At 71.2% G+C, this 13,020-nt stretch carries 8 protein-coding genes; 7 read left to right on the top strand and 1 reads right to left on the bottom strand.

Going from position 1 to position 13,020, the window contains the following annotated elements; genetic code table 11:
- The first annotated feature begins 453 nt into the window (after positions 1-453).
- The 3 genes from POL72_RS26120 (at position 454) to POL72_RS26110 (ending at position 4,110) form a co-directional block, all read left to right on the top strand.
- On the top strand, positions 454-1,884 hold the full coding sequence (locus POL72_RS26120; protein WP_272098286.1) for a hypothetical protein: 1,431 nt from the start codon (positions 454-456) through the stop codon (positions 1,882-1,884).
- Positions 1,885-1,932: 48 nt separating this feature from the next.
- On the top strand, positions 1,933-3,630 hold the full coding sequence (locus tag POL72_RS26115; protein WP_272098285.1) for an amidohydrolase: 1,698 nt from the start codon (positions 1,933-1,935) through the stop codon (positions 3,628-3,630).
- Between the two features lie 96 nt (positions 3,631-3,726).
- Positions 3,727-4,110, top strand: coding sequence for a hypothetical protein (locus POL72_RS26110; RefSeq protein WP_272098284.1), 384 nt, complete (start codon positions 3,727-3,729; stop codon positions 4,108-4,110).
- A 79-nt stretch (positions 4,111-4,189) separates the two neighbouring features.
- Here the strand turns inward: POL72_RS26110 and POL72_RS26105 are convergent, their stop codons facing one another.
- Complete coding sequence (locus tag POL72_RS26105; RefSeq protein ID WP_272098283.1) at positions 4,190-5,059, bottom strand: DUF899 domain-containing protein; 870 nt, start codon at positions 5,057-5,059, stop codon at positions 4,190-4,192.
- 399 nt (positions 5,060-5,458) lie between these two features.
- On the opposite strand from POL72_RS26105, the gene POL72_RS26100 reads away from it, so the two are divergent.
- From POL72_RS26100 to POL72_RS26085, 4 genes are all read left to right on the top strand, one after another.
- On the top strand, positions 5,459-6,871 hold the full coding sequence (locus tag POL72_RS26100) for a cytochrome P450 (RefSeq protein WP_272098282.1): 1,413 nt from the start codon (positions 5,459-5,461) through the stop codon (positions 6,869-6,871).
- Positions 6,872-6,974: 103 nt separating this feature from the next.
- Positions 6,975-9,059 carry an alpha-amylase family glycosyl hydrolase gene (locus tag POL72_RS26095; RefSeq protein WP_272098281.1) on the top strand — a complete coding sequence of 695 codons (2,085 nt, stop codon included), beginning with the start codon at positions 6,975-6,977 and terminating at the stop codon, positions 9,057-9,059.
- Positions 9,060-9,262: 203 nt separating this feature from the next.
- Positions 9,263-9,937, top strand: a complete 675-nt coding sequence (locus POL72_RS26090) for an O-methyltransferase (RefSeq protein ID WP_272098280.1) — start codon at positions 9,263-9,265, stop codon at positions 9,935-9,937.
- A gap of 284 nt (positions 9,938-10,221) precedes the next feature.
- Complete coding sequence (locus tag POL72_RS26085; RefSeq protein ID WP_272098279.1) at positions 10,222-11,754, top strand: PAS domain-containing hybrid sensor histidine kinase/response regulator; 1,533 nt, start codon at positions 10,222-10,224, stop codon at positions 11,752-11,754.
- The last annotated feature ends 1,266 nt before the right edge of the window (positions 11,755-13,020 follow it).

The raw sequence follows: 13,020 nt of genomic DNA, 5'->3' as shown, positions 1-13,020 counted from the left end.
GGCAGGCCAGGTTGTCGGGGCGCTTCGGGCCGCCGCCGGTGCGCCCAGGAGCCGTGGAGAAGACGTTCTTTCTCGGGGTTTTCGGGCTCCGCCGCGCGGCGCTGGAGGGCGCCCGCGCGGCGCGGTGGAGGTCAGAGCCCCCACGCCGACGGCGCGAGCCTCCACCAGATGTCTTCCCTGGTGCTCTCTGGTCCGGGAGGCCGCGGCACGCTCAGGCTCGATCGCCAGCTCCGCCGCGGCGGCCGGTGCTCCCCTTGAAACCCCGCGTTCGAACGCTCGGCGCCCCTCCGTCGCGATCCGGCGGCCTCCTTGACGGCGATCGGCGCCCCATGGGATCGTCGGACATGCAGGCCGAGGCGCGGTTTTCCGAGGCGCGCAGCGTGCAGCGCGCTCCTCGGCGCCCAGGTGGTCCTGCCGTGGGCGGGGCGCCTTGGTGAAGCTCAAGGAGCGTTGATGCTGGCACCGGGCGATCATCCCCCCTCTTTCTCCTCGGACCCTCCGAGGATTCACGCCGCGTGCGTCGGTGTCCTGGCTGGCCCCTGCGTCGTGCTCGCCGTCTTCGCGGGCAAGGAAGTGGCCGTCCCCTGGTTCGTGATGGAGGTGTGCTTGGTCGTCGCGCTCCTCTGCATCGCCGCCGCGGCCCGCAGCCCTGCGCTGCGCGTCTCTCTTCCCCTCTTCGTTTTTCCGCTCGCGTACCTTTTCTTCCGCATGACCCGGGATGGGATGACGTGCCCCGACATCCCCCCTTCCTGGTACGCATGGCGAGAGTGGTTGCCGATGATCGGGCGCGTGTTCGGGCTCCTGTCCGCCCTCGTCGGCGCCCTCGGGGCCGTGTTCTTCGCTGCCATGACGACCACCATGGTTCGCGTGCCGCCGCGCGCTCTCCACGCGGCGAGCGTCGCCGTCCTCGTGCTGGCCACGGGCCTCATTGCCGTATCGCTCGCTCGCGCCATACGAGAGCCCGATCCGGAGCATCACATCACGTCCCTTCCGAGCATCGGAGTCGTCCCGCCCGTCGTGGGGGAGCCCTCGATGATCGCCGAGGGCCCGTCGGACCCGTCCGGACCGCCCCTCGTGACGCGCATCCACGACGTGACCATCGGCCGGCTGGGCGTGCGCCGGTTGTGCCCGAGCCTGTCCGAGAGGTGTTTTATCGACGTGGAGGAGGCCGGGAGGCCTTTCGACGCTCAGCTCGTGACGTGGCTGTCTCAGCGCGGCACGTACGCGATGGTCGACCCCGAGGCGTGCCGGCAGCAGCCGGGCTGGATCGATCCCCGCGATTCTTTCATCATCCGCCAGGCGTCGCCGCTCGTTCGCAAGGCGTCTCTGTTCGCCAAAGACCGCCAGCTGGGCGAGCTGCTCGTGCTCGACGGAGTGATCTACGATGCCCATCGCGGCGGCGAAGCAGGTCCGGTCGTCCTCACGGCGCCGCGGTTCTTCCCGATGCCCGCGTCCATGCGCCTCGTCGCGGACGTGCTCGGCGCCCACCGGCGCGCGATCGCCGTCGCGGCCTGCGGAGTACTGCTCTCCGCGGCGCTGCTCCGCCATCGCTGGCGCGCCCGCCGCGCCCTCGCGCGGATCGCGGGGGCGAGGGTCGCGGTGCTCGAGGAAAACGGCTGGCTCGACTTCGCGGACGGCTCGCCTCCCGTGCGCGCCGCAGACCGCGGCTTGCCGCCCGGACCGGTCGTGGTCCTCGGGCCGACGTCCGGGGGCACGTACCGCGGAGGGGCTCTCTGCGGCGCCGAGATCGTCGCCGGCGAGCAGGCCGAGCTGCTCGAGCAAGGGCGCGCGCAGATTGCTCGGATCGACGTCCTCGTCTTCTTCACCGCGGTGCTCGCGCCGCTGCCGCTGCTGACCGTCGCGGTCACGCTGAGCTTCTGGTAGCCCCCTGCCCGCCGTTGCGCGCCCCATGCGGGTGCTAGGGTGGCGCTCATGTCGAACGCGCTCCGAGCGACGCTCCTGAGCCTCTTCGGCAGCCTCGCCCCCGGCTGTGCCTCGCCGGGCCTGTCCGCCGCGACGTCGACGCCCGAGGCGCCCGCCGATCTCGTGATCACGGCCGGCGTCGTCCGGACGATGGACCCCGGGAACCCGCGCGCCGAGGCGGTCGCCGTGCGCGGCGAGCGGATCGTCTTCGTGGGCAGCGCGGCCGGCGCGAAGGCCTTCGTCGGGCCGGGGACGCGCGTCGAGGAGCTGCCGGGGCGCGCGGTCGTGCCCGGGCTCGTCGACGGACATGCCCATCTCTACGGGCTCGGGGTCGCGCTGGAGACGCTGAGCGTGCGCGGCGCGAAGAGCGCCGAGGCGGCGGCGGCCATCGTGGCCGAGGCGGCGAAGGCGCGCCCGAGGGCCGAGTGGATCACCGGCCGCGGCTGGGACCAGAACCTCTGGCCGGGCGCGGCGTTCCCCACGCACGCCCCCCTCGACGCAGCGGCGCCGGAGCACCCGGTGGCGCTGCGCCGCGTCGACGGGCACGCGCTCTGGGCGAACGCCGTGGCGATGCGCGCGGCCGGGGTCGGTCGAGGCACGCAGGATCCGCCGGGCGGGCGCATCCTGCGCGATGCCGCGGGTGAGCCGACGGGCGTCTTCGTCGACAACGCGATGGGCCTCATCGAGGCCAGGATCCCGGCCGACCCGCCCGCCGTGCGCGAGCGGCGCATCCTGCGCGCGGCGGAGGAGGCGCTCTCGTCCGGGCTCACGGCCGTGCACGAGATGGGCATCGACGACGAGACCGTGGCCGTCTACCGCGCGCTCGCCGCGGCCGGGCGGCTGCCGATCCGCGTTTACGCCTACCTCGCAGGCGACGGGCAGCTCGAGGGACTGAAGGCGCGCACGCCCGACGTGGACCCGACAGGCACGGCGATGTTCGTGCTGCGCGGGGTCAAGCTCTTCGCCGACGGCGCGCTCGGCTCGCGCGGCGCGGCGCTGCTCGAGCCGTACGCGGACGAGCCCTCGACGAGCGGGCTCTTGCTGATGGATCGCGAGGCGCTCGCGCGCGCGGCGCGGCTCGTCGCGGACGCGGGCTTCCAGCTCGCGGTGCACGCGATCGGCGACCGCGCCAACCGCGCCGTGCTCGACGCGTTCGAGGCGCTCGGCCCGGGGCGGGCAGCGGCGCTGCGGTTCCGGGTGGAGCACGCGCAGATCCTCTCGCCCGACGATCTGCCGCGCTTCGCGGCGCTCGGGGTGATCGCCTCGATGCAGCCGACGCACGCGACGAGCGACATGCCGTGGGCGCCCGCGCGGCTCGGCGCCGATCGCCTGAAGGGCGCGTATGCCTGGAGATCGCTGCTCTCGTCGGGCGCGCGCCTCGTGTTCGGCTCGGATTTCCCGGTGGAGGACGCCTCACCGCTGCTCGGCATCTATGCAGCCGTGACCCGGCAGGATCCCTCGGGCCAGCCCCCGGGCGGGTGGATGCCCGAGGAGCGGCTCGACCTCGACGAGGCGCTCCTGGCCTTCACCGCGGCGCCCGCGTACGCGGCCTTCGCCGAGGGCCAGCGGGGCCGGATCGCGCCCGGCTACGTGGCCGATCTGACGGTCCTGGGCCGCGATCTCTCGCCCGATCGCTCGCTCGTCGACACGCCGATCGACATGGTGGTCGTGGGCGGACGCGTGGCGCGCGCGCCGGCGCCGCGGTGAGAGGCGCGCTCGTGCTGCGCGCCGCGCTTCGTCCGGACCGCCATGAGACGTCGCGGCCGACGCATCCCAGCGACGAACGAAAGGAGGAATGAGCGCATGCTTGCACGCTACCACCTCGTCCGCGGGCGCCGCCCGGAGGACGATCCGCTGCCAGAAGGCAAGCGGTACGACACGCGCAAACACACGCACCACATCCTGAGGCCCACCCCGGAGATGGTCGAGGAGTTCCTGTCGGACCTCTCGCAAGCTGGCTTCAAGAGGTTTCGCGCCGCCTACCTCGCGGCGCTCGATGAGCGGTTTGCGGAGCAACGGGAGCGCTTCGACGCGCTGGCGCAGGAGGCCCGGCAAGGTGACGTGTTCCTCGGCTGCAACTGCCCGACGGCGCACCAGCCCGACGTCCGGCACTGCCACACGTGGCTGGCTCTGGAGTACTTCGCCCGCAAGTACCCGGACCTGGACGTGAGGTTCGATGCGCGGTGAGCGGCGTTCACTCCTGCCGACGGCGAGCGAGGCCGCTCGGGCGTCGCGCTCTCGCCGAGAATGGCGCCGGACCCGCGGTTCAGCGCCGCATCCGTGAGCAACAGTCGTCCGCCTCGGGAGCGGCGGCCGCGGGCCGCGCGCCGCGCGAGTCGGACAGGTCCTCCTGCTCGTCGGGGTAACGGATGCGCTCGTCGCCGGCCTTGGCGCCCAGCCCGGTGCTGCGCCCCTTGGGCTCTTCCCATTCCTCCTGGCGCCCGAGCGCGGTCAGATCGAGGAAATAGTACGAGCCGCCGGTCGACTCCGTGCCGCGCCCATAGGTCGAGTAGGTGTGGTACACGCGCTCGCCGTCGCGCAGGAAGCAGCTCAGCCCGTGCAGGTCGAAGGGCTGCTTGCCCCCAAGATAGTAGGCGGAGCCCGCCTGCTCGTGCTCGGCGGGCGTTCGGTAGTTGTACTCCACGGGCGTGACCGACTCGTCCAGCGTGACGTGGTAGTCGTGGTTGAAGCGGGTGCCCGCCGACGAGTACCAGGGCACGGGCCAGCCCATGCGCGCCTTGAACGGCGCGATCTTCTCCCAGGGAGCGCGCGAGATGAACGCGAACGTGGTTCCGACGTTGTGCCAGTGCCGCAGGTGGCCCTTCGAGATCTGATCGGCGTAGCCCGAGCAGCTCGGGCAGCCGCGATCCTTGGGTGTGCCGTCGTCCTCGAACAGCCACATGAAGTGATAGACGATGAGCTGCTGCCGGCCCTCGAACAGATCGAGGAGGCGCAGCTTGCCGTGGGCGCCCGAGAACTCGTACGGCTCGGTCACCTCGACCATCGGCAGGCGCCGGCGATCCGCGTTGAGCCGATCGCGCGCTCTGGTCAGCTCCTTCTCGCGGGCGAGCAGCGCCTTGCGTGCCTCCAGCCACTCGGCGCGCGACACGACGCGGGGCAGTTCGATCCGGGTCATGGGGACGTCTCCATTGTCATCGGGAATGGGCCTCGCCCGGTGCGGGCGCTGCCGCGGGATGGGTTCGGGGGGTGGACTGCCGGAGCGCGCAGAACTCATCGGCGCATCCATCAAAAATGTCGCCGGCCGCCGCTACGCCTATGGCACGAGCATTGCGTAATGCCCCAGGCGAGCTCTCCGGTGGGCGAGCGCGGCAGCGCCGGCCGGCCTCGGCCCCGGCAGCATGGTCACGATGGCCCTGGTCGGGCGGACAGCGCGCGGCGCGCCCCCACCTGGCGCCATCCGTCGCAACATTGGCGCCCGACGCCGCTGCCGGAGCGGCGCGCCGAGCCCATCCTTGGTATCGATCCCGGCGAGGCGCCGCGCGCCCCCGAGATCGAGCTCCCGCCGAGGTACGCCATGAGCCAGTTGCTTCGAGGCCCGCGCGGCCGACTTCTGACGACCTACCAGTTCATCACCCGTCCCTTCGAGTTCCTTTCGCGGTGCGCCTCCACATACGGGGATGTCTTCAACGTCCCCGTGGTCAGCGGTGACGTCGTGATCGCCGGATGCCCCAGATCGGTGGAGGAAGTGTTGACGGCGCCGCCGGAGACATTCCTTCCCTTCGCCACCAGGGCGATCGCGCCCCTCGTGGGGGAGCACTCGCTCCTCATGCTCTCGGGCGAGCGCCACAGGCGCGAGCGGAAGCTGCTGACACCGCCGTTCCACGGCGATCGCATGCGCGCTTACGCCGCGGCGATGGCGGACACCGCCGCCCGCCGGCTCACCGAGGCGGCGCGCGCGCCCCGCGCCGTCGCCCAGGAGATCACGCAGGCGATCTCGCTCGACGTCATCATCCGCGCCGTGTTCGGGGTGGAGGAGCCGTCTCGAACGAGCGCGTTCGCCCGCGCCGTCGTCGCCATGACCGACGCGCTGACCCCGGCGTTGACCTTCCTGCCGTTCTTGCAGCGGGACCTCGGCGGCCTCGGCCCCTACGCGCGCTTCCGCCGGCGCGTCGATGACCTGGATGCCCTGTTCCGCGGGCAGATCGAGCGGGCGCGCGCGGCGCCGGGCGACGACATCCTGAGCCTCATGGTCTCGGCCCGTTACGACGACGGATCGACCATGAGCGATCAGGCCATCTTCGACGAGCTCCGCACGCTGCTGTTCGCCGGGCACGAGACAACGGCGCTCGCCCTCGCGTGGGCCCTCGATCATGTGCACCGCAACCCCGGCGTCCTCGCGCGCCTCCGCGACGAGATCGACGCCCTCGGCCCGGAGCCCGACCCCGAGCGGCTCGCCGCCCTGCCCTACCTGGACGCCGTGTGCAAGGAGGCGCTGCGCATCTATCCGATCGTCACCGAGTCCCCTCGCCTCCTGGCGCAGCCGTTCCGCCTCGACGAGCACGAGCTCCTGCCGGGAACGGGGGTGGCGCCCTGCATCCTGCTCGTGCACCACCACCCCGATCTCTACCCCGAGCCGTCCCGGTTCAGGCCAGAGCGCTTCCTGGAGCGCAAGTTCTCCCCGTTCGAGTACCTGCCGTTCGGCGGCGGACACCGCCGCTGCATCGGCGCGGCCTTCGCGATGTTCGAGATGAAGATCGTGCTCGGCGTGGCGCTTTCGGCATGGGAGTTCCGCCTGCTCGACGAGCGGCCGCCCCGACCCGTGCGCCGCAATCTGACGCTGAGCCCGTCGGGCGGCGTCCCGCTCGTCGTGCGCGCCCGCAATCGCGTCTCGGCGCCGCCGCCTGATCCTGGCGCGAGGAGGCGCCGAGGAAGCCCCAGCACGGGAATGCATCACCGTGGAGGCAACGACATAGCGGACATGGAGTAGATGGAGAAGATCACGACATAAAAGCTCCGCGCTCTCTGCGCTTCGGGGATCGCCGGGGGTGGATCTGGAATAGAGGGGCTCCCCCGCTTGCCGCATCGCCCCCATGCTGAGACGTCTCCTCCGCTCGACGGCCGCCTTCTCTCCCTGTGCAATCCCATCTACGCCGGTCGTCTCGATCGACGCGAGCACCGGTGTCCGGCGACGGCGCATCGAAGGCCCATCACGTCGCCTTCGGCCGCTCGCCCGGCTCGGATGGGCTGCCGCTCTGCTCCTGGCGGCGTCCTCGTGCGAGTCGGTCACCCCCTCGGTATCGCCGCGCCCATCGGGATCGGCGCAAGCCCGGCTGGAGCTGCACGCCGGCGATGCCGACGTCTGGGCCTTCAGCGCGCGCATCCAGGGCGCCCTCGCCGGGGCGGACACGCTGGAGGAATGCGCGATCCGGGTGGGCGGCGACGTGTTCCCCGCGGCGATCGAGCAGCACCGGTTCTTCGCGGACATCCCGCTGATCGAGGGCGAGAACGAGATCGTCGCGCGCTGCCGGGAGGCGAGCGCGGGCGACCTGGACTCTCCGCCCGTCACCTACCGCGTCCGGCTCGAGGACACGCCGCGCGCCCGTGCCCACGCTGCGCTGGCCGGCGGCAAGCTCGTCCTCGACGCGACGAGCAGCGAGCCCGGCGAGCGCTCGCGCGCCGAGCTCGTCGCCTTCGACTGGTTCCGGCTGCGCGGCGGCGCGACGCCTGAGCCGCTCGGGCAGGGCGTTCGCCTCGAGCTGCCGGCGCCCGCCGCCGGCGGTCAGGCGCTGTACGAGCTCAGGGTGCGCGACGAGCGCGGCCGGGGCGACGCCGCGCGTGTCGCGCCGCCGCTCGAAGCCGCCCCTGGCGCGACCGCGCCGGCGTGGATCGACGACGCCGTCCTCTACGGCGTCGTGCCGCCGTTCTTCGGCGATCCGCCGCTCCAGAGCGTCCGCGCCGCCCTCCCCGCGATCGAGCGGCTCGGCGTCACGGCGATCTGGCTATCTCCCCTCTTCACAGCGCCCGAGGGCGACTTCGGGTATGCCGTCACCGACTACTTCAGCGTGCGCCCCGACTACGGAACGGAGCAAGATCTCCGCGAGCTCGTGGACGACGCGCACCGACGCGGCCTGCGCGTGCTGCTCGATCTCGTGCCCAACCACACCTCGGCCGAGCACCCGTATTTCCGGGAGGCCGAGCGGCGCTCGAACCGCGCCCACACCTTCGACTTCTACGATCGCGACGACGGCGGTGAGCCGACGCATTACTTCGACTGGGAGCACCTGCCGAACCTGAACTACGACAGCGCCGAGGTGGCGCGCTGGATGCTCGAGGCGTCGCTGCACTGGGTGCGCCGCTTCGACATCGATGGCTATCGCGTCGACGCCGCGTGGGGCATCAGGCAGCGGCGGGGCGAGCTCTGGTCCCCCTGGGCCGCCGAGCTCCGGCGCGTGAGCCCGCATGTCGCGCTGATCGCCGAGGCCTCGGCGCGCGATCCGTACTATCTGCAGAATGGGTTCGACGCGGCCTACGACTGGACCGAGGAGCTCGGACGCTGGGCCTGGAAAGACGTGTTCGGCGCGCCGCGGGGCATCGCGGCCCGGCTCGGCGCGGCGCTCGCCGCCACCGCCGCGCGCCCCGAGCGCACGCTCAGGTTCATCAACAACAACGACACCGGCGCGCGCTTCATCACCCGCCATGGGCCGGGGCTGACGCGCGTCGCTGCGGCGGCGCTGCTGACCCTGCCGGGGATCCCGTGCGTCTACACGTTCGACGAGCTCGGCGCCGAGTACGAGCCTTACGCCGGCCTCGCCCCGGTCTCACGGCCCCCGCGCGGCCAGCTGGCGCGGCACTACGAGCGGCTGATCCGGCTCAGGCGCGGTGTCGCGGCGCTCCGGTCGCCGGGGCACCTCACGGTCCACGCCGGGGGGCCCGACGACGAGGTCTTCGCCTATGTCAGGCACGGCGACGACGCGTCCCGCTTCGCGCTCGTCGTCCTGAATTTCAGCGATCGACCGGTCAAGAAGCGGCTCACCGTCCCGGAGCCGTTCGCCGCCCACGCGCGAGGCGGCCTGCGCGACGCGCTGAGCGGCGCGCAGGCCGCCTCGCGCCTCCGGGCCGGCGCCCTCGCGCTGGACCTCGCGCCCTGGGACGTCCGCGTCCTCGTGCCGCGGTAGGACGAGCCCTGCGCGGCGGCGGGCGCTGCGCCCACCGCGCTCATCTGCTATAGCGGACAAACATCCAACGTTTGACGTGGCCGCGAGGCGTCGCTATCGGGACGCTCAGCGTCTCTGTCAGCTGCAGGAAGTTTGAACATCTGGCGCTCAGCTCACCCGTGCGCCGCGACGGTGGTCGCCGCGATGGGAGGAGGATGATTTTCATGTCTCAGGAGCAATGGTCCGCCGTCGATCGCTACCTCACCGATACGCTCGTGCCGTCCGACGCCGCGCTCGATGCGGCGCTCGCGGCCAGCGCCGCGGCCGGCCTGCCGCCGATCAACGTCGCGCCGAACCAGGGCAAGCTGCTGCATCTCCTGGCGCGGATCCAGGGGGCGCGGACCATCCTGGAGATCGGCACGCTCGGGGGTTACAGTACGATCTGGCTCGCGCGGGCGCTGCCTGCCGTCGGCCGCCTGATCACGCTGGAGTCGGAGCCGAAGCACGCCGAGGTCGCCCGCGCGAACCTCGATCGCGCCGGGCTGGCCAACATCGTCGAGCTGCGCCTGGGGCGAGCGCTCGACACGCTGCCCAAGCTCGCCGCGGAGGGCCGCGGCCCGTTCGACCTCATCTTCATCGACGCCGACAAGCCGAGCAATCCCGACTACTTCGCGTGGGCGCTCAAGCTCTCCCGCCGCGGCAGCGTCATCGTGATCGACAACGTCGTTCGCAAGGGGGCGATCATCGACCCCGAGAGCGCCGATCCCAGCGTCCAGGGCGTGCGCCGCCTGAACAAGCTGCTTGCCACCGAGCGACGCGTGAGCGCGACCGCGATCCAGACCGTGGGCAGCAAGGGATACGACGGTCTCGCCATCGTCCTCGTCACCGAGGGTCCGTAGCCGCACCGGCCCAGCGTCTGCCGGGCGCTCCTCGCGCCCTCCCGCGCCGGCCCACAAAAAAAGAGCGCCCATTCGACGGCGGGGGGGGAAGCCGTCACGGGCGCTCTGTCCTGGTTACTTAGCAGGAGACGGGCCAGGGTCTTTCCGCACCCTTTTCAAGGACTTACCCGTAAGGAAGCCCCTGAAGCTTTCGATCCTGAGATCGCCGCTTGCAGACCTGACGGACGCACTGGAATGCTTCGGGTCGCGCCGGTCGGGGTGGCATGAGCGCGGAGAGTTCGGCGATGCATGAGACTGAGGCGGGCCTGCGGGCGGCTCTGGAGCAGCTCCGGATGGTGACGGACCGGATGGCCGCCGCGGTCACGTACTGCAGCCGCGACCTCCGCTACCTCTGGGTGAGCCCGGAGTACGCCGCGTGGATCGCGCGGCCCGTCGCGGAGATCGTGGGGCAGACGATCATCGAGATCGTCGGGGCACAGGCCTTCGAGGATCTCAAGCCGTACTTCGACCGTGTGCTCCAGGGAGAGCGCGTGGAGTATGAGGAGCAGGTCCTCTTCCGAGGCCTGGGCCTGCGCTGGATCAAGGCGATCTACGTCCCCACCCACGACGCACGCGGGACGCCGGACGGCTGGATCGCCGTGGTCACCGACATCACGCGCCGCAAGGAGCTCGAGGAGATGCTGCGGGAGTCCGACCGCCGCAAGGACGACTTCCTCGCGATGCTGGCGCACGAGCTCCGCGGCCCGCTCGCGCCGATCCGCAATGCGGTGGCCATCATGCGCGTCCTCGGCCTGGAGGATCCGAAGTTCGTGTACGCGCGCGACATCATCGCGCGGCAGGTCTCCCACATGGCGAGGCTCGTCGACGATCTGCTCGACGTCTCACGCATCAACCGCGGGAAAATCGCGCTTCAGCGGGAGACGCTGGAGCTGGCTGACCTGGTACAGGAGGCGGTCGAGGCCACCCGACCGTTTATCCAGACCCCTGGGCACACGCTCTCGGTCACCCTCCCGGCCGAGCAGCTCCGGATCGAGGCGGATCGGGTCCGCATCCTCCAGGTGCTCGTCAATCTGCTCACCAACGCGGCCAAGTTCACGCCGCCGGGCGGGCGCATCGGCATCGAGGTGAGCCGCTCGGAGACAGGTGAGGCCGTCGTCCGGGTGACGGACACCGGGGTGGGCATCGAGGAGGGGATGCAACCGCGGGTGTTCGAGGCGTTCGTGCAGGAGACATCCGATCTCGCGCGCTCCCAGGGCGGGCTGGGCGTTGGCCTCTGGCTGGCGAAGCAGCTCGTGAACCTGCACAGCGGGCGAATCGACGTCGAGAGCGCGGGACGGGGGCTGGGGGCGGCGTTCACGGTGACGCTGCCGGCGCTCCCCAAGAGCGCGCGCGAAACGCAGCCGGCCAGCCTGCGCGAGAAAGCCGCCGGCAGCCCATTGCGGATCCTCGTCGTCGAGGACAACCTGGACACGGCGGAGAGCCTCAAGATGCTCCTCGAGCTCCATGGCCACGAGGTGTGGATGGAGCACGATGGGCTCGCCGCGATCCATGCGTTCGGCCGTCTCTGCCCCGACATCGCCTTCATCGATCTCGGGCTGCCGCTCCTCGATGGGTTCGAGGTGGCGAGGAGGGCGCGCCGGGAGCAGGAGACGGCGGGCTGCCTGCTCGTGGCGCTCTCCGGCTACGGCCGCGACGAGGACAAGGCCGAGGCGCGGCGCGCCGGCTTCGATCTTCACTTGACCAAGCCGGCCGACACAGAGGCCATCGCCGAGCTGCTCGCCAAGCGCTGCGCGGCGCGCGGTGGGGGCGCAACCTAATAAGGGACCAGCTCGGGCTTCGTGCCCCGGCCGGTGACCGCGGCGCCGAGCGACTGGTCGCAGAGCCCCTATGTCCAAGATCGAGCGAGGGTTCGTCGCCGGATTGCGGCTCGGGGCCGCCGGCGCACAAAAAACAGAGCGCCCATTCGACGGCGGGGGGGAAGCCGTCACGGGCGCTCTGCTCTGGATACTTAGCAGGACACGGGCCAGGGCCTTTCCGCACCTCCTTCAAGAACTTACCCATCAGGAAACCCCTGAAGCTTTCGATCCTGAAATCATCCCTTGCAGACCTGACGGAGGCACTCGCGCCGCGGCCCTCGGCCGTGCGGCGGCGGTCCAGCGCGATCACCGCGCGCCGTCGTTGCCGGGATCGACGTCTTCCGTCGCCTTGGCTTCCGTCTCGCCCTCGTCCGCCACCTCGGCGTCGGGCTCGCCCTCGTCCGCCGCTCCCGGACGAGATCCGCCACGTCGCGCTCAGGGCGAGCTGGATGCGGCTCGCCCTGATCACGCGCCCGACGACCTTGCCCGGGAAAACCTGCGTGGTTTCGCCGAGCGGCTCGGCCTCTCGGAGGAGCTCGGCCTCGTGGGCGGCGCTGAGCATATACGCTGCTGCGCCGTTGGACAGGAGAGGTGCGCCCTGCGCTTCGCGCGAAGAATCGTTCTTTTGGACCTTCGTGGTCCTGGACGACGTGGCGGTGGATGCCTTCAGCGCCATGCTCGAATATGCCTCCTTCTCGGGGCCAGACCCCAACACATGTACGTCGTAGGTATGTCGGCAGGAACGTGGTTGTGGACGTACGTCCAGCGGTCGCCGTTTTCTAGAAACCCGTGCAGGCGTTGGGGGCCGGTCATCGTGTCGCCCAGGAGCTTGTACTTGAACGGATCCTCGGCCATCCAGGGCAAACCACGACCCCCCGCGCTGTCGTTGATGACCCGGTAGTGGACCCAGCAGAGCGCGCCCTCTGCCTCGCCTGCCTGCTCGGCGGAGTCGGCTTGCAGATCCGCCGTCTAGTCGTGTCCGGCCGGAGCGCTCGGCCCGCGTGCACGTCATTCCGTGCGCGTCGCCCGATGCAAGGTGCGAAATGCGAGGCGCGCGGTCCTCCTCCCGCCTCCACGCACGCTCACCAACCAGATTTGCGCTGATTCCTGTACAGCGCACCGGAAAGGCATATTAGCCTCTCCAGGCTACGGTCGTCGCTCCTTGAGCGCCGGCCGCCCAGTCCATCACCGAGCGAGTGCAGGGGGATCGGACCGCGCGTCGCCCGG

The organism is Sorangium aterium (assembly GCF_028368935.1).
Classification (GTDB): domain Bacteria; phylum Myxococcota_A; class Polyangia; order Polyangiales; family Polyangiaceae; genus Sorangium; species Sorangium atrum.
The sequence above is the reverse complement of the archived record's forward strand: the minus strand, read 5'-3'. Positions and strand labels throughout refer to the sequence as shown.